The sequence below is a fragment of the Paracoccus sp. NFXS7 genome (genome assembly GCF_040148865.1).
Taxonomy (GTDB): Bacteria; Pseudomonadota; Alphaproteobacteria; order Rhodobacterales; family Rhodobacteraceae; genus Paracoccus; species Paracoccus marcusii.
Genome location: NZ_JAKEKV010000016.1, coordinates 1 through 21,180, shown reverse-complemented (window position 1 = coordinate 21,180; position 21,180 = coordinate 1). Strand labels below are relative to the sequence as shown.

The window sequence follows — 21,180 nt, the reverse complement described above, 5'->3', positions numbered from 1 at the left end:
TGACGATGGACTGCTTCGGAAGCCTGACACTGGCGGGAAGGGTCAGAGGCCGTGAGGTGGCAGTCCCGGCATTTGGCGGAACTGAACCGATGAGTATTGAATATCCAAAATGGTGAGTTACATTGGGTATGATACCGCACAGGTTGTGCTGCTCGATGCTTCAGCCTTTCATGGGGAGGGTTCTGGCTGTGACGATCATTGGCAAAGACTTCGCGACGTTTCTGAGAGCCGTTGAAGCGGCGGGAGATGCCGCCAATCCGGGCGACATTCTACGTGACTCGCTCAGACGCGCGCAGCTGGTCTGTCTTGTTGCAAAGGCCTCGACGGCGGCAAATGTGCTGACGCGAACCGCTGTACGCTGAGACCATCCGTTTCTTGCGCTGACGGAGCGCACAGAAGGATGTGCCGCCGAAAGCCATGCTGTTTCCTCCCTGACTGCAGCCGTTCATCAATCAAAGCATCCGCGCAGGGCAGAGTGGCCCATAGCCCTCCTCGCTTTCCGACAAAAAGCGCCCGTGATCCGGGGAAGATTGCATATCCGGCTGTCGGTTCCTCTAATGCAGAAATTACGGACCAGCAGGCGTCAGGGCGGAGCTTCTCTCACCGCCGGGTTTCCGGAGCGGACTTCATTGTCTCGAGCTGTTCTTCCGGGCGTGCCGGTCTGCCCAATCGATCAAGTTCCTCACGAAGCTCATCCGCCTGGCTATCCGTGATCTGGCAAGCAGACATGATCTGATCAGAAACGGCCCACACCGACGTCTGAAGCGCTTGTCCGGCAGGTGTCAGCTCGACAATGACCCGACGTTCATCCTGCATGTCGCGCTTCCTGGCGATCAGCCCGGATTGCTCCATACGCTTGAGGATTGGCGTAATGGTGCTGGTATCCAACCCAAGTTTGGAACCGATCTTGCCCACTAATTGAGGAGACGTATCAAGCAGTTCGAGGACGACCAGATACTGGGGGAAGGTCAGGCCAAGCGGCTCGAGGAACGGCCGATGCATCCGCATGATCCGGTTCGCTGCCCCGTAGAGTACGAATGATAGCTGTTTGTCGACCTGGCGGCGGGTTTCGTTTTCTCGGCTCATACGATGCATCGCTTATGACCTTGGCAGGATACTGTCGAACGATCTTGTTCCGTGCCTGTCTCAAGCTGATCAAGGGTCGCAAGACGCATGTTAGCCAGATCCGCTAGATTGTCACCCAGCCTGCCAAAACAGGTTTGTCCATTATTGGAGGATGTCGCGTAGCTGAAATCAACCCAACGTGGAAAATTAACCATAACATCACGCCATACGGGAACTGGTTGCGATAACGACAAGTTTGCCTGCCATCATCGAGGCGTGTTGCCTGCGAGGTAGGAGATCACCATGAGAACGTATTTTGTTCCGACATTCGTCGCAGCCATGGCGGTTGCCGGGGCGGCATCCGCACAGACGATGGCCACCGTCTCGACCGACCTGAACGTCCGCTCCGGTCCCGGTGTGCAGCACGGGGTGATCGGCGCCATCGGTACGGGCGGAGAGGTCTCGGTCCTGGGCTGCATCGACAGCGCCAACTGGTGCCAGATCAGCGGCAATGGCCTGGAGGGGTGGGCCTATGGCGACTATCTGAACGTCAAGGCGGGCGACGAGGTCGTGTCGCTCTATCCCAACCGCGAAACGGTCGGCGTGACCATCATCGAGGCGCCGGTCGAAGACCCGACCACCGGGCAGGACGCCGCCGTGGGCGGCCTGGGCGGCGCGGCCATGGGCGCGCTGATCGGTGGACCCATCGGCGCGGTTGCGGGCCTTGCGATCGGCGGCGCGACCGGGGCGGCTGCAGCCGAGGAACCGACCACCGAGGTCACGACCTATGTCACCTCGAACGCGGTCGATCCGATCTATTTGGATGGCGAGGTAGTCTTGGGCGCAGGTATCCCCGAGAACGTCACCATCTACGAGATCCCCGACCAGCCGGACTATCGCTATGCGCAGATCAACGGACAGACGGTGCTGGTGGACCCCAACGATCGCCAGATCACCTACATCTATCGTTAAACAGCACTTGATCTTCAAAGTTTAAGATTTTCTGAGTAACTCGTGACCTTTTTCTAATAATATATAAACACCTGCATCGCCCTCGTGGCGGTGCAGAATTTTTGGGTACTTTATAAATGCAGTATGGACTAAAGGCTTCTAGTGTCAGCTAGCAATCAGAATTTTTATCGAATTTCCATTTTTTCTAATCATGCGCTGAAGCGAGATATCACCGAGCATTCGGCGGAATTGCACCGGCTTGCCATGAAAAAATATCTTTGTGTCGGGAAAATTTAGTGGCATTCAAATATCGCCTCCGGGAGGACATGCGACGGCGGAGCGTACAATGAGAGATTCCGGCCTCCGGGCCCAATTTCTCATGGCCGAAATGTTTGCAAGCCAGATTGATGCAGCTCTGACCTATTTTGAATTAACGGGTGAGGCGTTGGCCATTACGTCAAAGACGGGGTATGGGGCCGCACAGGCAATCTATGCGCGGATGGACGGATCACTGCCACCAGATGAGCTATTCAGCTCGGGTGCTCGCTATATTCTGAGTTTGGGTGTGCAATTGGCAGAGTGGGAACAAAAATTAAAAACGGACGCTTTTGGATGTGGACGCAAATGACCATGCATCCCGCGCCCGAGGATCTTTATTTTTGCTTGCATACCATCATACGCCAGGATCATCTTCTCTGAACTGCCTGACAATTTCCTTAAGATTGTGAAATACAATCGGCTTGGCCAACCAATGAAGCGGTTTGGCCGGTGCGCCGCGCAACCGCGCAGCAGGACTTACGTTACCCGTAACGAACAGCGATCGGATGCCGTGCGTCTGATAGATCCTTATCGCCGTATCGATCCCGTTGCACTCTCCCCTCAGAACGACATCCATTGTCGCAAAATCCGGCTGATGCAGGGCAGCAAGTCTCGCGGCTTCTCGTTCGGTCATTGCGATGCCGACGACCTCGACGTCCAGGTCGGTGAGCATCATCTGGAGATCATAGGCGATGAGCGCGTCGTCTTCGACGATAAGAGCCTTAAGTGGTCTCAATGGGTCCGTTGTTATCTTATGCTTTGGCGCATGGCCGACGTCTTTTTCTGATCCGCCACTATCGGATACTCGTAAGTCCGCAGGGCGTAATAAGCGCGCGGGTGCTTCATTTCCGCCTGTGTCCGTGTTTCTCACTCGGTCCTCGATCGTCATAAGCCCTTTGTTCCGTCGTCATCGCGAAAGCGGCTTTCTGTAAAGCTGCAAGACTGAAAAATCGCTCCCGTATATGAGTAGACATGATGTGAATGAGGCTCAACCTGAGGATGCGACCAACTGACACTCGGAAACAGGTCGCAGAGCGGCAAACATCATTTGATGAAGCCCAGGAACTGTCCGCTCTCGACCATGTTATTCCCTGCAACAACCTCAGGTTGTATTTTGGGGAGCTATCATGCGCCGGATCTTTCAGAACTCGACAGCCATCGCGGCTTGCCTTTCGCTCCTCGCACCGCACATGGTTGCAGCCCAAGCTGCGGTTGATGGCAGCTCGCAGGTCGTGTCCTCGTCGGGAGAGGTCGTACCGCAGACCGATGCGGCTGCTGCACCCTCGCCGGAAGCCTCCGCTGTCGACAGCGATGCGGCCGCCGCTGCCGAGACTGGTCCTGATGCCTCAGCCGTACCCGTCGAGGCAGAAATGACCACGCCAGAGGCGGACGCAGGGGCCACCTCCGAAGCAGCGCCCGATGTGACTGCAGAACCCGATGCCGCAAAAAATGACGCTGCCCTGGACGAAGCCATGGCGGCAGAGCAGGAGAGTGCTGAGGCGGAAGCCAATGAGGCGACCGCGGAAACGCTGGAAACTGCGCCTGTCGAAGGCGCTGACGCCGCCGAGGTGAGTCCTGGTGCGGATGCCTCGTCTGCCGAAACCGACGTGACGACGCCAGGGGTAGACGCTCTCCCTGAGGCAGATGTTGAAGCAACGCCCGACACCAACATCACCGACCCTGAGGCGGCGCTGGATGACGCGATCGCGGCAGAGAAAGAGAGTGCTGAGACGGAAGCGACTGGCATGGCACCGTAGGCGGAAACGACCCCGGCGGGTACAGAAGACCTGACGGATGTGCTTGAGCCTACCGAAGGCAGCACCGCCCCGGCAAACCCGGCGGCACCCTTGCCTCTCGGAACGGAAGAGCCGTCAACAGTTGGCGCCGACGGACAGAGCGAAGCCCAAACCGACGCTAACGCTTCCGGCGCAGACAATCCGATGACGACTGCTGACGCGCCCGAGGCGGCCGCTCAAACTGCCGAAGCGCCAACCGCCGCCGCGCTGGATGACTCTGCTACTGCCGAGGTAACCGAAGAGGAAGTGACCGAGGAAAACAGCCGTTCCTCGAGCGAAGATTTTGCGACTACCATGCAGCAAGCCACCTCGGCCGATGGCAATCAGGAGCAGTCCAGCGACAACGATGATGACAATGATTTGGCCAATGCCATCCTGCTGGGCCTGGGCGGAGTGGTCGTCGGCGCGATGCTCAGCAACAATCGCCAAGTCGCGCTGTCGACGCCCGACCGCATCGTTGTGACCCGTTCCGATGGCACCCAGCAGCTGATCAAGGATGACATTGCTCTTCTTCGCCAACCTGGGTCGACTGTCGCGACAGAGAACTTCGGTGATGGATCCTCGCGCACCATCGTGACGCGGTCGGATGGCAGCCGTATTGTCACGATCCGTGACGCCGATCTGCGGATCCTGCGCCGTACGCTCATTTCGGCTGATGGGGAGCAGACGATGCTGCTTGACGACACGTCGGTCGTGGAGCCCGTTGATGTCGCGAGCCTGCCCTCTCCAGCGCCGACGTTCGACGGGTCGGCAGCTGATCTGGACGAAACCGCGCTCCGTGAGGCCCTGATGGCTCGGCTAGCCGTTGATAGACGGTTCAGCCTGTCGCAGATCCGCGACATCTCGGAGGTTCGCTCGCTGGTCACCTCCGTTGACGTCAACGGCGTCACATTCCAGACGGACTCGGCGGCGATTGATGCTGACCAAGCTAGGAAACTCACTGCCTTGGGGAATGTCATCCGTGAAGCGATCGCGGACAATCCGAACGAAATCTTCCTGGTTGAGGGGCATACGGACACCGTGGGTGATCCTGCTGCAAACCTCGCCCTGTCGGACCGTCGCGCAGAGTCTGTGGCGCTGGCATTGAGCGAGTATTTTCAGGTTCCGCCGGAGAACATGGTCATCCAGGGTTATGGTGAACAGTTCCCACGGATCCAGCAGGAGGGCGATGTCCGCGAGAACCGTCGTGCGTCTGTCCGGCGCATCACCGACCTGCTTCAGACAGCGGCAACTGAATGATCTGAATAATGTTACCATCTGGCGGTCCCATGTCGGGACCGCCTTTGTCGCGCAGCAGTGTGGTAATCTGCACTGATGTCTGTAGGACCACCTAAGATGCGCCTCTCACGACTGCTGTTACGATGACATGAGGTGCAGCGCAGCTCTGAAGATTAGATCAGGCAATTCGTATGGCGCACGTCTGCATCTACACGCCTGTGAAAACCCTCGCAGCTCCATGCTGCGGGGGTTTCCTTACAGGAGAGCGGGTTGGAGAGGGATATCAGCCGTTGCTGTCTGATCCCCCATCTGAACCGCCTCCCTCGGAGCCACCGTCCGCGCCGCTGTCTGAATCGCTGCCGTCCGAGCCACCATCCGCGTCGCCACCGTCGGATCCATCCGAGCCAGTGTCAGCCCCGCCATCGCCTGCATCTGACCCGCCATCGGCCCCGTCATCACCGGCGCTACCCTCATTCGCGCCGTCATCGCCACCCGGGGTATCCGGTGTATCGCTACTACCTCCTGCATCCGATGCTCCGGCCTCTGCTTGGCCGGCATCGTCACCTCCAGACGATCCTTCGGGGTCCGCGCGGGTTTCGACCCCATCAACAGAAACAAGACGACCGTTGGCCGTGCTGTAGACCAGTTCGGTCGGAACCCCGGCGCGCTGCGCGGTGACCGTCAGGATCGGGCCCTCACGCTGGATGAAGATATCGGAATACCCCTGATCTGACAGGGTTTCTGCGATCGCCTCATAGTTCTCGATACTTTCCAGACGTGGGTAGTCACCCTCGGCGACGAAACCGCCGGAAGGCTCCTCCTCCAGCGCGTTGTCTGGAACAATCACCGTGGAACCCTGAGGGGTCTCAATCTGGGTGGTCTGCCCAATGGCCGCCGTTGCCATAAGGCTGGTGGCAGCGATCTGACTGCCCACCAATAGAGCCTTGAACGGAGTCTTCAACATCATGCGTCTCCCATTGACCGCCTGGAGCACCAACGCACGCCTACGGCAGCAGGGTTCCGCATCATTCAACTTATAAGAGAATTAGATTAGCCTAAAATATGAAGGGATTTTCGACGAAGAATGCGCTATCTCACGCCCCGCGACCGACATGTGATAGCAACTGCAAGTTGCTTGAGGTAACCTCAGGTAGCGCGTGATGCTTGGCAAATCCATTTTTGGCTGGAAAACCAAATTCGAAAGATCATGTCGCCCGATAGTCAGTGAATTGTCGAACAGGAGGTGTCTGCCATGACCAGGTTCTTCGTTAATACCGCTATTGCGTTCGCTTTGTCGTCGACAGCTTCATTGGCTACCCCGCTCCATGGAGATGGCCACAGTGCGCACTCCGGGGGCGCGCCAAGCGAACATATCTGGCTGGCTCAAGGTAACAGCGGCAAGAACAAGGACAAGCCGCCCAAAAGGGGTCGGGGCAATGCCGGCAATGATAATCCCTGCAATGGGAACGCCCACAGGGGCAATAGAAATGATCACGCTGCCAGAGGAAACAGAAGCGCCGAGCATGACCGTGGACAAAACGACAATGGCGCCCGAGGCGCGCAACGCTTCACGACGGCAGAGCGCGCAGAGGTTTTGGATGGCCTCTTATCAACGGCAGCGCCCACAGATCGTGACATGAGGCGCGTGCTTGGCACAACCGCGCTGGCTTTTTTGACTCCCCAGCTGCTTGTGGCGAATGTTCCCGGCGACGAGTTGATCACCTATCTCAATTGCCCGCCCGGCCTTGCCAAGAAGGATCCCCCCTGCGTTCCACCAGGCTTGGCGAAAAATGGTGTCACCTATGATGAATGGGCGTCCTATGATCAGGATAGGTACGACACGATCTGGGTCGAACGCCGCGACGAATGGCTCAGCTCCCAAGCTCTCGTCGATCCGGATCCAGAGTCGATGCTGTTGCAGTCGGATCAGATCGCAACGCTTTTCGATATTGATCCTGCACCAGAAGGCCAGCGGTATGCGTTGATCGACGGATTGCCTGTTCTGCTTGACAATGAGGATTACAGGTCCTTGCTTCTGGTCAATCAGATGGCAGAGGTTCCAGATCTCACGGCCGGAACGCCAATCGCCCCGACCGCTGCTTTGACACAGGATGAATTGATCAGCCTTTATCGCCTGCCACGATTGGGAAACGATGAGAACTATGCTGTCGTGAACGGGCAACTCGTTAGGCTGAATGATCCCAATTACGAGCTTCTTCAGATGATCCGTGTGGCGCGAGGGGTTCTGTAAGCCCCCGAAACAATATCCCGGCACTCAAGACGTGCCGGGTCTTCTACGTTGACAGATGCAGCGATTACTCTGTTGGCTGCACCAACTTTGTCGTGACGAACAGTTTGTCGCTGGCTGCCCGCAGTCCTCAGACACGGCATGCCCACTGCTCAGTCCCGACCGCCGCCGTTCCCATTGCCGCCGCCGTTCCCGCTAGAACCACTGCCACCGGGGCTGCTTCCGCTGCTGGCTCCATCTGACCCGTTCCCGCCAGATCCATTATCGCCGGTGCTTGCGCTGAGACCACCACTTCGGGTGGTGGCCGCATCTTCGGGGCCCTTGTTGCGGCCGAAAATACCGGGAAGATTTAATGGTCGCAGCCATGGATTGTCCCCCCGTTCGCCAGAATCCCGATCAAGATCTTCGGTGATCGGTTCCGGGCCGCCATCGTCACCCGACGCAGTCAACGCCTGATAGGGTTCCGTCATCTGCCCGCGGGTAATCACTGGGTTGGTGATCGGAGGAGCACCCGGTCCACCCAACCATAGTTCCAGATAGCCTTCTTCTGGAGAGGGTGTGAAGCTCACGAAGTCCCGGGCATCAATATCCAGCGCGGCTGCCATATCTTCGGCTGCTGCGCGATCTTGCGGATGAAAATACCGGACATGCGTTTCGCCGACCGTGATCGGCGTCACGACTTCCTGGGGTTTCCAGCCTTCGGCCGATAGCCATCCGATAGTCTGGTCCCGCTGATCTGTGGCACTCCGCTCGGGAACGTAGACGGCGAGGCGCAACTGAGATGGCTCCGACCGCGCCATCGCCTGCTGGGGAATAGCCTCATCTGTCTGAGTTGGGGGGCGGGTATTCTGCATCCCTGGCGCGGCGTAAACCGATGGATCGCTGGAGGTCGTGTCTGGCCTAGCGGTCTCAAGCCCAGAGCCGGGCGTCCCTTCAGGTTGTCTGGACGCAGTGTCGGCCTGCGACCCGGCTGCTTCCGACGGTGCCGGTGCCGGCGAGGTCTTAGACTTCAGCCCTGGCAGCGGTGGCAGATGCCGCCAAATTTCTTGTGCCGTCGGAGGACTATTGCCACTCTGCTGAGCACCCGCTTGTGCCGCCATCAGGCAGGCGACGAGGGTCAATGCTCCCAGAGGGACCTTCATATGCTTGTGTCGTTGCATCACGGCGTGGGCCTCCGCTTTTGATGCACGATACCTGATGAGAACCAGCCATCTGCATGAGGTACAGGGCTCCAGTCCATAGCCCGTCCCATACACGTGTCACGTCAAGTTTAGGTGACTCTACCGACGGGTGAAATCGGGCATACTCACTAGGCCTAAGGCGCTTTTCCCTGAGATAACCACGCCATGCATGCTTGCCGATCCACGCGGCATGGATGTGAGGCAGTGATAAGAGTTGCATCGATGATGATTAGCGAACAGTGGTGTTCCCCTGCCGCCCACCTAGCCTTGAAGCGTGGCTCCCGTCAGCCGGCAAGTGCGTACACCTGATCCTGCTGCCGGATAAGCTTCTCATACAGTGCCCGATATTTTGTGTTGTGGTTGTATGCTGATAGAGCCGACACGATCATATCGAGTTCGTCTTTGGTGGCGATGGCCATGATCACGGTGTTCCGCACGGTTGTCTCCGTCTGATTTTTTGGTTCGCCGGCACTAACATGGAGCGCACGCCTTGGTTGCACTGATTAACCGCAAGTTGATTTTCTGGCGGAAACACGCTCAGGACGGACCAGATGACAGGCGACCGCTCGGACGCGGCGTGGCATCTGATGATGACGCGTCGCTCGTTGAACTGCACAGCTCTCTGCGCGAGTACTCTGCTGCGCCGTGCCGCGTTCGCGGACGATCCGCAGCTTTTCGGCAGCAGTCCAGCGGCGCCGACGAACGCCATCGGTGATGATCTCAATCCCAGACATAAGCACGTGCTCAGGCATATACCTAAGCCTCCATGGCTATGCCCAAATGTCCGGTCGAAACGGGGACCAGTTCACCCTGCAAAACGTTCTCGCACCTATCTCTGGCATCTTTGGATGAAGAGTCGAAACAGTAGCAATGCCCGATGGCATGAAACGTAAGATATGAAATCTTCCATGCTCAGCCCAGAACTTGCTCGACAAAGACTGCAAAGTCTTGGCAGCCGTCACCATCCACATCGATCCGGACATAGGTTCCGCCACTCCCTTCAGACAGCCAGAGGCAGTTTACCGTTCTGCGCCTGACCTGCGCTGACGACGACATCGGCATGGCCGAGAAAGCAGGGGGAGAGGAAGGTGGACTTGGGATGAGGGTTTCCGAGGTCCTTGCGGCAGAGCTGCGCGGCGTGGTCAATATTCAGAATGACGACTGCGGGTACGCGATTGCTGTCGGGTTTCCGTCCTACGCGTAAGAAGCACCAGCTTTCAATCGGCGGCACAGGCACCATACAATCACCAGCCCGGACCCGGCATGTGGGTCCGGGCTGGTAATCTTTAGTAGATATCAGAACTCGAACATCTGGCTTTCAGGTCGTCCACCGACGACCCGCAGGGGAAGCGTTTGGACAGCGGGGAGAGATGCAGGCATCCGCCCCCGCGACGCTGAGGTCCTGACACCATGTCCTGCAACACGAAACCCCGAGATTTCCTGCGTCAGATCTTCGGCCCGCTGCTGCAGCGATGCTGCTGCGGCATTCGCCTGTTCAGCGACGGCGGCGTTTTGCTGGGTCACCTGATCCAGTTGGTTAACGCCGGTATTCACTTCGATAAGCCCAATCGCCTGTTCATTGGCAGCCAGCGCAATGGCCGAGATCTGGTCTGACACCTCTTTCGCCTTGACCAGGATCTGCTCCAGACTGTCGCCGGTACGTCCAACCAGTGCCGACCCTGCCTTGACCTGGCTAGCAGATTCAGAAATCAGCAACTTGATCTCACGCGCGGAGCCGGATGCGCGCTGTGCCAATCCCCGAACTTCTGATGCGACAACCGCAAAGCCACGGCCCGCCTCTCCTGCACGTGCGGCCTCGACGCCCGCGTTCAGGGCCAGCAGATTGGTCTGGAACGCGATATCGTCAATGACGCTGATGATGCGGGTGATCTGGTCGGATGATGCCTCGATCCCCCGCATTGCGGTCACCGCATCGCGCACGATCTCGGTACTGCTTTGCGCGATATCACGGTTCTGGCGGCTGGCGTGTTCGGCCTGACGCGCCCGGTCGGCCGTCGAGGTCACACTGGCACTCATCTGGGTCAAGGCCGCGGCCGACTGCTCCAGCGTCGCGGCTTGGGTTTCGGCGCGGCTGGCCAGATCCTGCGCCGCCGAGGTGATCTCGGATGCCCCGCCACGGACCTGATCAGCGACATCGGTGATGCGCGCCACCGTGCCCGTCAGGTTCTCGACTACCGTGTTGAAGGCCTCGCGCAGCGCGTCATATCCGGCCGGGAACGGGTCAGAGATGGGGTTGGGGATCTGCTCGGTCAGGTCGCCCCGGGACAGACGGTCCAGACCCGCGCCGATGTCACGGACAACGCGCGCCTGCTGACGGGCTTCTGTATCGCGGGCGGCGGCTGTGGCATCCTGTGCCTGACGAGCCTGCTCCTCCAGATCGCGCCGGTCGATCGCATTTTGGCGGAACACTCCCAAGGCCTGCGCCAATTCGGCCAGTTCGTTTCGGCCGTCCTGTCCCTTGATTTCGACCTGCAGATCACCGTTGGCCAAGCTGCGTGTCTGATCCACCGTCTGCGACAGCCGCCGACGAAGATCGCGCGACAGGATCGTCGCAATCGACATTCCGATCAGGATCGCAAGAGCCACGCCACCAAGGATGGCAGCGATGGTCGTCTGCATGATCTCCTCGAACCTGGCGTCAGCCTCCGCCAAGAGGCCGCCGGCGGTTTCGCGGATCACCTCGACCAATGCCACTGCTTCCTTTGATGTCACCTCGACTGCCGCAACCGCTTGCCGGACATTCACTTCAAGCTCGCGCAGCGTCGTGGCGTCCGTCCAGTAATCCGTAACGCCGGCCAGGGCTGTCGTCACCAAGGTGCGGGCATCATCGGGAATGGGGCGGCGGGCGATATCCTGCAGCTGGGATTGCGTCTCCTCATACGGGGCCTGCGCCTCGTCGAAATCTGCGACATCTGCACCCGACAGGAAGCGGTCGACCCGGGCGCGGGTAACGAGCAGGCTGTTCGATGCGGCCATTGCGGCATAGGCATCATCCCGTGCCCCTCGACCCTCGAACAGACCTTGCAACTGCTCGATGTTGCGGCGGTGCTCAATTGCGGTTTTCTGCATGCGGGCAATCAGACCGTTCCGTGCTTGATACAGGTCGATGAACACCTGCGCCTCTGCAAGATGACGGTCCTTGAGTGCAATCATCGGTGCCCCGTTTTTGCTTCCCAAGGCATCCAGATCCACGGCCAGAGCACGAACATGCTGGATCGCTGCGATGACCGCGTCTCCGCTCTCTTCTGTAGGCGCCTCGAGATATGCTCCGACTGCGATGGTGGCTTTTCCAACGCCATGGTCCATATCAGCGGCGATGATTGCCCGAGCCTCGGCGTTATCTGCCTCAGCACTGACATCACGCAGACTGTGCAATTGAGACCAGGTCAACCCCGCAAACAGGGCCAGCATCAGAAGGATCACACCAAAGCCGCCGGCGATGCGTGTCGAGATGCGGATGTTCTTTAACATAGTAACACACTCCGGTGTTGCTGAGTTCTAAGGGGATGTTGGGCAAAGTGGCGGATGGAAACACAGGAGCCAGCTGCGTAGCTTGACACCCTGCTGATATTGCCGATCCGCGGCTGTTGACCGTGGAGATCAGAGGGCACAGGGGTTGGAAGTCCGTTATCCACAAGGGAGCTGCAAGGAATCGCCGCCTCTGGCGTGCAGCCACCGGACAGGCGAGGCTGCTTGTCTCATTTTCCCGCCACACCCCAGAGTTGCACGACATGCAAGAAAGCGGGTTTCGGTATCGGTGTGACGAGATGCAACACGACGTGGCTCCTGTAAGGACGTGCCAAGCCATACTCGAGAACAGTTAAAGGACCGTTTCCATCACTGCTCAGACTCCCTTCGCCCGCAGCAAGGCTTTCTTAATCCCCAGATGCTAGCGGGTATGAATACTGTTGAAGGCGCAGGCGGAACCGCATGACGACAAGGACGAGCAACTGATCGATGTTATCGATAAAGCCCTGGGCCGCTGACGATGGCCGACATAGATAAATTCCGCGACATGTTCTTCGACCCCGAAGAAATCCTTCTTTCCATGTCCAACGACCAGGGCCGCCGCATGGCCCCCATGGCATCGAACGGGTGACGCATGCTGCAATCCATCTCGCATAATTCCGTCGGCAAAAGCGACGTCGTGGCCTTCAAGCTGGCCGATCAGGACTTCTGCATCGACATCGGGCTGGTCCGCGAAATTCGCGGCTGGACCCTCACGACCATGCTGCCCCATGCGCCCGACTACGTCAAAGGCGTGATCAACCTGCGCGGATCGGTCGTGACGGTCGTCGACCTGTCGGCACGGCTTGGCTTCGGTGCGGCGACGCCGTCCCACCGCCATGTCGTCATCATCGCGATGCATGCCGGCCGGATCGTGGGCCTGCTGGCGGACCTGGTGTCCGACATCCTGCCCATCAACGACGATCACATCCAGGCGGTGCCCGACATTGCATCGAACCCCGCGCGCGAGTTCATCGTCGGCATGATCACGCTGGAGGACGGACGCATCCTGCGCAAGATCGACCTGGCGCAACTGCTGCCCACGGCCCACGGGGTCGATGCAGCATAACAGTGACATCGTTTCCGCTGCCATTCATATGGGCAGTAGTTCTCCGGTGATGGGTCGTTACTCAATTGTTTTGATCCTTACGCGTCAAACCAGCTCGACTCCAGCTCGGCGCATCCCGTCCCGGGCGGAAGCCAAGCTGCCGTTGACGTTGATGGCACGACATGCCTTCTCGATCACGCGCACCTTGAAGCCGAGGCGGGCGGCATCCATGGCGCTCCAGGTAACGCAGAAATCATGAGCAAGGCCCACAAAGCTCAAGTCGGATAAGTCGCGCTCGCGGAGATAGCCGGCCAATCCGGTCGATGTGCGATGATCATTCTCATAGAATGCAGAGTAGCTGTCGATTTCCGGGCGAAACCCCTTGCGGAGGATCAGATCCGCACGGTTCACATGCAATTGCTCGTGGAAATCTGCCCCTGGTGTACCAATGACACAGTGAACCGGCCATAGGATTTGCCCGCCATACGGCATCCGGACGATCTGGTGCGGTTCTGCCCCAGGGTGATTGTCCGCAAAGCTGGTGTGATTTCGAGGATGGACGTCCTGCGTCAGCACTACAGCATCATAGTGGTCCATTAGGGCATTGATAGGACCGACGATCTCGTCTCCGCCCGAGACTGCCAATGCACCACCGGGGCAGAAATCCTGCTGGAGATCGACCACTATCAAAGCTCGCGCCATAAGATCCTCATAGGGTGTCTAGTTTCTCATCATGGGAAATGCCCGCACCGTCAGGTCAAGGGCCATACAATCAAGGTTTGGCCCATCTAATCGAGTGCGTGCCCACCATCGGTATAGGTAAGCTAAGGGATGGTTCCGGAGCGAGCGTCATCTTGAGTTTTTAGACAGCTACCAAACCTCCAACCCACCCCCCTGCAAATTCCGATCGATAATATCGAAAAGCGACTGCATCCTTACCGGCTTGGGGATGAAGCCATCAAAGCCGGCTGCCTCGCATTCAGCACGGCGTTGCGACGTGTCATCTCCGGTGACCGCGACGATGGCGGGGGCATCGGAGCCCATGAGGTCGGTAATTTCCAATGCCGCCTCGACGCCGGTCATCCCGGGCATGTTGATGTCCATGAGCACAATTGCGGGGGCATTGTCGCGAATGCACTCGATCGCCCGTGATCCGCTGGTGACCTCGGTTACCGCATACCCACGGCTTTGCAGCATTTTTGCGAGGATAAACCTGTTGGTTGGATTGTCATCGACGATCAGGATCATGGCTTGTTCCAATACATTCCCTCTCAGGCTGCAAGTTTCTGTGTGTCGGGAGCGGCGACGGGAGCTTCGAGTGTGACCTCAAAGACGAAGGTTGCGCCTTGCCCCGGTATGCTATTGACGGAAAGTATTCCGTTCATGGCGTTCGCCAAGCGTCGTGAAATCGCCAGGCCCAACCCGACGCCGCCGGCGGCGCGTGCCTCTGCGCCATCAAGTTGAACGAAGCTTTCGAAGATCCGATTGGTGTCGGCCTCCTTGATCCCGGGCCCGGTGTCACTCACCGCAATTCGAAACCTGTTTCCATTCATGGTTCGAGAGACCTTCAGCTCGACCGAAACTGCTCCCATCTGGGTGAATTTGATCGCATTGCAGATAAGATTCGTTGCGATCTGTCGGATTGCGAGACGGTCACCCAGCAGTGGAGCATCGACTGGTCCTTCAAAGAGAACCTGCAGCTGCAGGCCCTTGCTTCGAGCCAGGGGCATCGCCAGAGACACCACCTCCCGCACTGCGTCCGCGGGTGCGAACGAACCAATGGAAATGTGCCTATTCCCTGAGTCGATCTGACCGAATGAGAGCAAATGATTGATCAGAGCCAACTGTGCTTCGGCCGAGCTCAGCCCTACTGCCACCAACTCACACTGCCCATCAGTCAGATCTTCCAACTGCAGGAGCTCCAGAATGCCGACAATGCCATTCATCGGAGTGCGCAGTTCATGGCTAAGGCTGGCGATGAACTCCGACTTGGTGCGATCGGCAGCCTCGGCTGCCACAAGCGCCCGTTCCAACCGAAGGGCAAGCCTACTGATGGCGAATGCTCCAAGGCCAAGCGTGACCGTCACAAGGAGAAGAGCCAGAACAAGTGGCACCGAGACGGCATGGAGTGCTTGCAGGCCTGGCTGAGGCGCTGCCCAGACAAGATACCTTAGCGGACCAGCAGGACCCGAAATGGGGATTGCTTGGCGGCCCTGAATATCACCAGCAGCTCTAACGAAATTTAGCCCATCAAGGAGGAACATTTCCCCCCACCGCGCCGTCGTTCCCTCATCAAGCCGTACCGCCGAGACCAAGAGTGCCTTCTCCTCATCAGCACCCAGCTCCCTATCATGTGGAATGATCCAGTCGACCGCAATCGTGAACAAGGTCTCATCGATTTCCACGAATGTACTGATCGGCTCATCGCCGGGTTCGTGATGTCTCCGCTTCGCCAAATCGAAGCCCGCGTCGCGAAAGGCGGCGAAATCCTCGGTGCCTAGATGACCACTCGCTTCGTCGGCCCATCCGAGGGTTTCCGGCAGCGGCCCACCGGCGATGACCAGAACATGCATCGTGTCGGCCAAGACACCGGATCCGACATTGATATTCAGCCAGTCGATATTGTTTTCATTCACCGCGTTGAATGCTTCGGTCCAATACGCGTAATCCCGTCCGATGATTTCATTGCTGGCCACGAGGGCATTGAGGCCGCTCTCCACCATGAGATGGGAGCTTTGCCGCGCGTCTTCATCAAACTCCCGGGATAGCCAGAACACTGCCCCTAGCACTGTCATGCTGACAAGCGTCACCGCTCCGAACGCGGATATGCGCAAGAGGCGAGAAAGGTGACGTGGCACGTGGGTCAGAGATTGCATTGTCAGGTCCTCGTCGAGAAGCCTCAAGCGTACCCTAGCGAACCATCTTAGAGAGTCCTTAACTGTTTAAAACACGCTGACAATTCTTACGTTTTGGTACTCATCCATTCTTCGCAACTGTAGCGTGAATAAACGGGTACAGGCCCTGACTTGTTTTTCCTCTTTTTCTGGCAAGTTGATCGACATTCCCGGCGTGATGAGGATCTGGAGTTCTTAGCCTCGTTGCCAGTCAATGGACCTGCGGATCATTTTCTACCGGTTGATGCCCATTTCCAGGGTCGCCTCGAAATGATCGGAGTCGTCCGGCAACTGTCATTCGCCATCAAGCAATGAGTACGGTCACCGGTTGTCGCAAGAGCCCAGAACGCGCCAAAAGCCTGGGGCCTGCCTTCTTTCTGGCGGTCGGGTTTCAGTCTTACTGCATGACCAACCTCGCGCTAAAGCCGGGGTATCCAGCGAAGCATGCCGGCAAGCCTGAAAATCGGCATCCTGTCTTGCCGCCGACGGAAACACGTCACACACTCCTAACACTATTTTACATCTGGGAGTTGATACGGCTGAACCTTAAGAAAGTGGTAAGGCAATTTTAGTCGGTAACCCTTTGGGCATCTGACCGCATTTAAAGGGACCCTTTGACGATGGATCAGCATGACGAGCTTCGTCTTCTGAGAGGCGCCTGCGCCGCCAGCCAGACCGGCGCGTGGTATTACCGCGTTGGTGAGGATCGAGTTGAATGGACGCCACTTCTCCACGATCTGTTTGCTGTGCCGGTGGGAACGGAACTCGGCCTGGACTTTGCCCTGTCGTTCTACGTCGAAAAAAGCAGGCAAGCAGTCACAGAAGCAGTCAACGCCTGCCTCGCCGACGGAGCGTCGTGGAACCTGGACGTGCAGTGCCGCTCCATGACAGGTAGGTTGTTCTGGGCCAGAACCATCGGTGAGGCGATCCTGCAGGATGGGCGCGTGGTGGCGCTGCAGGGTGCCTTCCAGGACATCAGTCGGGAACGCGCTGCGATCGACGAGCAAATGCGTGCACAGGCGGAGCTATCCTTCGTTATGCGCACGATGACCGACGGCTTTTTCCTGCTTGATAGAAGTTGGCAATTCACATTCGTAAATGTGGCTGCAGAACAGATGCTCCGCCGCCCCCCTACCGAGCTTGTCGGGCAGTGTATCTGGGAGGAATTTCCCGAATCTCGCGGCACGATCTTCGAGCGGACTTACCGGATTGTCAGTGGAACGGGACACTCGGAGTCATTCCAAGCCTATTTCGCTCCGCTGGAGAGCTGGTTTCATGTGACCGTTCATCCTGCTCAGACAGGCATCGCGGTCCACTTCCGGAACGTGACCCGCGAGGTGAGCGAACAGCGTGATCTTCGGCTGTTCAGAACAGCCATCGACGCAATGACCACGGGCGCGGTCATGCTTGAGAGACGTGAAGGCGCCATCGACTTCTGGCCGATCATGTATGCGAACGCCGCGGCGATCGCACTTCAGGATCAGGATGGGCAGCAGCTGTTGGGAAAGACCCTGAAAGAGGTGATGCAGGAGACGGATTGCACCCCCAATATCGACCATGTGCGCGATAGGCTTGCAGCGCAGCAGCCGTGTCATTTCGAGGCGCGGCACCACCGTTCGGGACGCCAGGAGATATTGGAATGCGTGGCCGTGCCGCTGGCGGGTGAACATGACGGGCACGGGCATGCGGTGGTGCTCATCAACGATGTGACGGAGCAAAGGCATAGTGCTGAAGAACGTCAGCGAAGTGAGCGCTTGGCATTGATCGGGCAGATGGCAGGGGGCGTCAGCCACGATTTCAACAATCTGCTTGCGGTGATCCTGGGGAACGTCGAGCTACTGGAACTGACCGCTGATCCCGACGAGGCCAGGATACTGATCTCGGAGGCCCGCGATGCCGTGATGCGCGGCAAGTCCCTGAACGATAGCCTTCTTGCCTTTGCAGGAAAGTCGAAGCTGACGCCGCAGACAGCGGATCTGGGGCGCTTCCTGCAATCCTGGGCGCCTTTTGTGCGACGTGCTATCCCATCGCGCATCAAAATCGAGTTGGAGGTGGAGACCGCTGTTCCGCCGGTTTTAATAGATGCAGTCATGGCGGAAAGCTGCCTCCTGAACCTGGCCCTCAATGCCCGCGATGCGATCGAGGGATCGGGCACCATTCGGATAATGCTCGGCGTGATACACCGTGCGCATCCCAATGGGGGAGCAACTCAAGCATGGGTATGCCTTTCCGTCGCCGATACCGGCTCCGGTGTCCCAGAGCATCTGCATGAACAAGTGTTCCAGCCGTTCTTCACGACACGCTCGCCCGGCCAGGGGTCGGGTCTGGGACTGTCACGTGTGCGCGGTTACCTCGAACAGATGGGCGGCTTCGTGACGCTTTCCAGCACGGCCGGGAAGGGTACGACCATTTCCATGCTCTTCCCCATTGCGCCTGTCGACACTCGGCATGTGGAAGGCGACGCTCCAGCCGCGGCAGCCATTCCGGAAAAGAAACGAAAAGCCCTTGTGGTCGATGATACACCGGCGGTCGCACGGGTGATTGCACGAATGCTGGCCTCTTTGGGTTGCGATACCCTCATCGCAGCTAACGGCAGGGAGGCACGGGACATCATCAATCGTGAAAGCGGGCTGGATCTGCTGATAAGCGATGTGGTGATGCCCGGAGAGTCAGGATTGGACCTTGCTTGCGCGGTCTCCAAGACCCACCCCGACATCCGCATTGCCCTTATGTCCGGCTACAATCAAGAAAAGCTGTCCGCCAACGAAGGTTTGGCTGACATCGTCTTCTTGGCAAAGCCTGTCAGTCGAGCACAACTCGAGACCTTCATCTCTCCGACGCGGCCATCTATCTCCTAGCGCAAGATGCGCACCTGGAACTGCAGCAAACTGCGATCGGTCCAATTAAGGTAGCTTGGGAGACCTGAACATTTGGAATAGTCAGGTCTTCCGCGCTAGCAAATAATTACGACGCTCTACATGTGACCTATCGGGCCCCCTTGGAGGTTATCAGTGCAGGCACGGTCCTGGCGATGATGCGGAGGTCACTCAGCAAGGTCCACTGCACCACGTAATGGCGGTCCATACGGACACGCTCTGCATAAGTCGTATCGCTTCGTCCACTGACCTGCCACAGTCCCGTCAGACCTGGACGGGTCGCCAGGTAGTAACGCGCTGTGCTACCATAATGAGCCAACTCGTCGCGCACGATCGGACGCGGACCGACCAGGCTCATCTCACCCTTCAGAACGTTCAGAAGCTGGGGGAGTTCGTCCAGGCTCAATTTCCGCAGCATCTGTTCAATGGGCGTGACACGTGGATCGTTCGTGAGCTTGCGTTGCTCTCTCCACATGACCGCATCTTCAGGATTTTCTTTCAGATGCTGTTCCAGAACCTCATCGCCATTGACGACCATGGTCCGAAACTTCCAGCAGTTGAACTCACGACCGTCAAAGCCAATGCGGCGGTGACCGTAAAGCATCGGCCCCTTATCACGCTGCTTAATGAGCAGCGCCAGTCCAAGCATCAGCAGGCCCAGAAACGGCAGAACGAGCAAAATCAACGCAATATCGAGGGTGCGCTTGCTCGCGCCACCCAGAGGTAGGGGTTCCTTTGCGGATCTGGATCGACTCGATGTATCGCCATCAAGCGTCAATGCACCGATGAGCGGCCGACTGTCCTTACCAGCTGAACATTCGATGGAAGATCTCTCTGAGCTGGACACGGCTCACCCCTTACGCACAAAAACGAACAATCCATTACCAATTGAATAAAATTGTCTACGTTTCAACCGAACCGGCCCCGGTCTTACCCACAAAAAGTGACAGTTGGTTAACGCCGGGCGGTCGTGGTCAGATTTTAGGATCCCACAACGGTACGGCACCTAGATTACATCAATTGGTTGAATCCAAAAGCTTTTTAACATAGATCACCATAAGAGTTTACTGTGGTCTATATCCGCGTTTACCCGGGAGATGATGAGGCCTGTTAACTAATTTGATCGGCACAACCACATATTTGGAACGGCAGTTCGTGATGAAGGTTAATATTTACCGAGGCAGCAGTTGCCAATCTGCTCGAGCGGCACCCACCGGTGGCAGATGTGAGGACAACCATGAAACGACGTCTTCTGCTAGCCGGTCTTGCTCCCAGGACAAAGGCGCTGGCCGTCGCAGCAATGATGAGACGGGCCGCGTCGGACAGGGAAGTCGAGGTCTTGACGACATGTCCGATCTATATCGGAAAACGACCCAGGCATGGTGAACGGATGTACCTACAGCGCAGCCGAAGGTGCGCACCGGAACCAGCGGCAGTTGCGGTAAAATCCACGGCGGGTCAGCTTACAGGGTTTCTCCCTACAGCTTCGGCTGAGTTATTGGCAAATCTATTGGAGCACGGTCTGATGGCTTCAGGGGAGGTGATCGAAGCTGGCCGGCTGCGGGTTCTTCTACACACCGATTGAAGGGTGTGGCGTCGGCGCTGCAGGCAGCAATGACAGCGTTGAACGTCCTTTATGCATCGTGCTGCCACCTCAGTGACAGAAGACAGGAGCACGGCGGGATTCGGTTTGCTCATAGCCGGCTTGAAGACAGGCGCCAGCCACATGACCGCAGTGATCCTAAACCACCGCCGTGTTCCGCGTTACGCGCCGATCTCAAGTTGCTTGCTCTTGATCGCGCCCGGATCACGCAGCACTTAGACGTTTTCCCAAACTGGCTCGATGGCTTTCTTAGCTGATCAAGTATGGGACATAGTTTGATGTGCAGCGCAGCCTGTGGATTGGGTGCGCAGCGTTTCAGCCGCTCTCTTAGGGTCAGGACTCGTTCTCGTTTCATAGCCAGAACATGACGGTTGCTGCGAGGGCGACGGCGGATAGGAATACCTTCGGGCATCGGTCGTAGCGTGTAGCGACCCGTCGCCAGTCCTTCAGGCGT

At 58.0% G+C, this 21,180-nt stretch carries 17 protein-coding genes and 1 pseudogene; 7 read left to right on the top strand and 11 right to left on the bottom strand.

Annotated features, from left to right (window positions below):
* Positions 1 to 600: 600 nt before the first annotated feature.
* Positions 601 to 1,095, bottom strand: a complete 495-nt coding sequence (locus LZ686_RS17720; protein WP_218062307.1) for a MarR family winged helix-turn-helix transcriptional regulator — start codon at positions 1,093 to 1,095, stop codon at positions 601 to 603.
* 273 nt (positions 1,096 to 1,368) lie between these two features.
* Between LZ686_RS17720 and LZ686_RS17715 the strand changes: the two genes are divergently transcribed.
* On the top strand, positions 1,369 to 2,037 hold the full coding sequence (locus LZ686_RS17715; protein ID WP_139598913.1) for a DUF1236 domain-containing protein: 669 nt from the start codon (positions 1,369 to 1,371) through the stop codon (positions 2,035 to 2,037).
* A 358-nt stretch (positions 2,038 to 2,395) separates the two neighbouring features.
* Positions 2,396 to 2,644, top strand: a complete 249-nt coding sequence (locus LZ686_RS17710) for a hypothetical protein (RefSeq protein WP_139598914.1) — start codon at positions 2,396 to 2,398, stop codon at positions 2,642 to 2,644.
* A 45-nt stretch (positions 2,645 to 2,689) separates the two neighbouring features.
* Here LZ686_RS17710 and LZ686_RS17705 read toward each other — a convergent pair whose 3' ends face one another.
* Entirely contained in the window at positions 2,690 to 3,223 is a 534-nt protein-coding gene (locus LZ686_RS17705; RefSeq protein ID WP_349548626.1) for a response regulator, read from the bottom strand.
* 238 nt (positions 3,224 to 3,461) lie between these two features.
* Between LZ686_RS17705 and LZ686_RS17700 the strand changes: the two genes are divergently transcribed.
* Together LZ686_RS17700 and LZ686_RS17695 are read left to right on the top strand one after the other, a co-directional pair.
* The gene (locus LZ686_RS17700) at positions 3,462 to 4,091 is read left to right on the top strand and encodes a hypothetical protein (protein WP_349548625.1); all 630 of its coding nucleotides are present in this window, start codon (positions 3,462 to 3,464) and stop codon (positions 4,089 to 4,091) included.
* Positions 4,092 to 4,274: 183 nt separating this feature from the next.
* Positions 4,275 to 5,369 (top strand): OmpA family protein, encoded by a 1,095-nt coding sequence (locus LZ686_RS17695; protein ID WP_349548624.1) that lies wholly within the window; start codon positions 4,275 to 4,277, stop codon positions 5,367 to 5,369.
* Positions 5,370 to 5,631: 262 nt separating this feature from the next.
* Here the strand turns inward: LZ686_RS17695 and LZ686_RS17690 are convergent, their stop codons facing one another.
* Positions 5,632 to 6,315: a hypothetical protein gene (locus tag LZ686_RS17690; protein WP_349548623.1), complete on the bottom strand. Its 684-nt coding sequence runs from the start codon at positions 6,313 to 6,315 to the stop codon at positions 5,632 to 5,634.
* Positions 6,316 to 6,600: 285 nt separating this feature from the next.
* Between LZ686_RS17690 and LZ686_RS17685 the strand changes: the two genes are divergently transcribed.
* Positions 6,601 to 7,599 (top strand): hypothetical protein, encoded by a 999-nt coding sequence (locus LZ686_RS17685; protein ID WP_139598917.1) that lies wholly within the window; start codon positions 6,601 to 6,603, stop codon positions 7,597 to 7,599.
* A gap of 149 nt (positions 7,600 to 7,748) precedes the next feature.
* On the opposite strand, the gene LZ686_RS17680 is transcribed toward LZ686_RS17685, so the two are convergent.
* From LZ686_RS17680 to LZ686_RS17670, 3 genes are all read right to left on the bottom strand, one after another.
* Positions 7,749 to 8,273 carry a hypothetical protein gene (locus LZ686_RS17680; RefSeq protein ID WP_349548622.1) on the bottom strand — a complete coding sequence of 175 codons (525 nt, stop codon included), beginning with the start codon at positions 8,271 to 8,273 and terminating at the stop codon, positions 7,749 to 7,751.
* A 788-nt stretch (positions 8,274 to 9,061) separates the two neighbouring features.
* Positions 9,062 to 9,214 carry a hypothetical protein gene (locus LZ686_RS17675; RefSeq protein ID WP_349548621.1) on the bottom strand — a complete coding sequence of 51 codons (153 nt, stop codon included), beginning with the start codon at positions 9,212 to 9,214 and terminating at the stop codon, positions 9,062 to 9,064.
* 859 nt (positions 9,215 to 10,073) lie between these two features.
* Positions 10,074 to 12,269 carry a methyl-accepting chemotaxis protein gene (locus LZ686_RS17670; RefSeq protein WP_349548620.1) on the bottom strand — a complete coding sequence of 732 codons (2,196 nt, stop codon included), beginning with the start codon at positions 12,267 to 12,269 and terminating at the stop codon, positions 10,074 to 10,076.
* 631 nt (positions 12,270 to 12,900) lie between these two features.
* On the opposite strand from LZ686_RS17670, the gene LZ686_RS17665 reads away from it, so the two are divergent.
* A complete protein-coding gene (locus tag LZ686_RS17665) occupies positions 12,901 to 13,374 on the top strand; it encodes a chemotaxis protein CheW (RefSeq protein WP_139598923.1) in 474 nt (157 codons plus the stop codon).
* A gap of 84 nt (positions 13,375 to 13,458) precedes the next feature.
* On the opposite strand, the gene pncA is transcribed toward LZ686_RS17665, so the two are convergent.
* The 3 genes from pncA to LZ686_RS17650 form a co-directional block, all read right to left on the bottom strand.
* The gene (gene pncA, locus LZ686_RS17660) at positions 13,459 to 14,055 is read right to left on the bottom strand and encodes a bifunctional nicotinamidase/pyrazinamidase (protein WP_139598924.1); all 597 of its coding nucleotides are present in this window, start codon (positions 14,053 to 14,055) and stop codon (positions 13,459 to 13,461) included.
* A gap of 168 nt (positions 14,056 to 14,223) precedes the next feature.
* A complete protein-coding gene (locus LZ686_RS17655; RefSeq protein ID WP_139598925.1) occupies positions 14,224 to 14,601 on the bottom strand; it encodes a response regulator in 378 nt (125 codons plus the stop codon).
* Positions 14,602 to 14,624: 23 nt separating this feature from the next.
* Positions 14,625 to 16,229 carry a sensor histidine kinase gene (locus tag LZ686_RS17650; protein WP_349548619.1) on the bottom strand — a complete coding sequence of 535 codons (1,605 nt, stop codon included), beginning with the start codon at positions 16,227 to 16,229 and terminating at the stop codon, positions 14,625 to 14,627.
* Positions 16,230 to 16,867: 638 nt separating this feature from the next.
* Between LZ686_RS17650 and LZ686_RS17645 the strand changes: the two genes are divergently transcribed.
* On the top strand, positions 16,868 to 19,105 hold the full coding sequence (locus LZ686_RS17645; RefSeq protein WP_139598927.1) for a PAS domain-containing hybrid sensor histidine kinase/response regulator: 2,238 nt from the start codon (positions 16,868 to 16,870) through the stop codon (positions 19,103 to 19,105).
* Positions 19,106 to 19,232: 127 nt separating this feature from the next.
* Here LZ686_RS17645 and LZ686_RS17640 read toward each other — a convergent pair whose 3' ends face one another.
* Together LZ686_RS17640 and LZ686_RS17635 are read right to left on the bottom strand one after the other, a co-directional pair.
* A complete protein-coding gene (locus LZ686_RS17640; protein WP_349548618.1) occupies positions 19,233 to 19,970 on the bottom strand; it encodes a sugar transferase in 738 nt (245 codons plus the stop codon).
* A gap of 1,107 nt (positions 19,971 to 21,077) precedes the next feature.
* Positions 21,078 to 21,180 (bottom strand): annotated as a pseudogene (locus LZ686_RS17635) (IS5/IS1182 family transposase); the annotation flags it as partial.

Bases quoted from the DNA above. Each gene is read 5' to 3' on its own strand.
- LZ686_RS17720 (WP_218062307.1), bottom strand. From the start codon at position 1,095: ATGCATCGTATGAGCCGAGAAAACGAAACCCGCCGCCAGGTCGACAAA.
- LZ686_RS17715 (WP_139598913.1), top strand. From the start codon at position 1,369: ATGAGAACGTATTTTGTTCCGACATTCGTCGCAGCCATGGCGGTTGCC.
- LZ686_RS17710 (WP_139598914.1), top strand. From the start codon at position 2,396: ATGGCCGAAATGTTTGCAAGCCAGATTGATGCAGCTCTGACCTATTTT.
- LZ686_RS17705 (WP_349548626.1), bottom strand. From the start codon at position 3,223: ATGACGATCGAGGACCGAGTGAGAAACACGGACACAGGCGGAAATGAA.
- LZ686_RS17700 (WP_349548625.1), top strand. From the start codon at position 3,462: ATGCGCCGGATCTTTCAGAACTCGACAGCCATCGCGGCTTGCCTTTCG.
- LZ686_RS17695 (WP_349548624.1), top strand. From the start codon at position 4,275: ATGACGACTGCTGACGCGCCCGAGGCGGCCGCTCAAACTGCCGAAGCG.
- LZ686_RS17690 (WP_349548623.1), bottom strand. From the start codon at position 6,315: ATGATGTTGAAGACTCCGTTCAAGGCTCTATTGGTGGGCAGTCAGATC.
- LZ686_RS17685 (WP_139598917.1), top strand. From the start codon at position 6,601: ATGACCAGGTTCTTCGTTAATACCGCTATTGCGTTCGCTTTGTCGTCG.
- LZ686_RS17670 (WP_349548620.1), bottom strand. From the start codon at position 12,269: ATGTTAAAGAACATCCGCATCTCGACACGCATCGCCGGCGGCTTTGGT.
- LZ686_RS17665 (WP_139598923.1), top strand. From the start codon at position 12,901: ATGCTGCAATCCATCTCGCATAATTCCGTCGGCAAAAGCGACGTCGTG.
- pncA (WP_139598924.1), bottom strand. From the start codon at position 14,055: ATGGCGCGAGCTTTGATAGTGGTCGATCTCCAGCAGGATTTCTGCCCC.
- LZ686_RS17655 (WP_139598925.1), bottom strand. From the start codon at position 14,601: ATGATCCTGATCGTCGATGACAATCCAACCAACAGGTTTATCCTCGCA.
- LZ686_RS17650 (WP_349548619.1), bottom strand. From the start codon at position 16,229: ATGCAATCTCTGACCCACGTGCCACGTCACCTTTCTCGCCTCTTGCGC.
- LZ686_RS17645 (WP_139598927.1), top strand. From the start codon at position 16,868: ATGGATCAGCATGACGAGCTTCGTCTTCTGAGAGGCGCCTGCGCCGCC.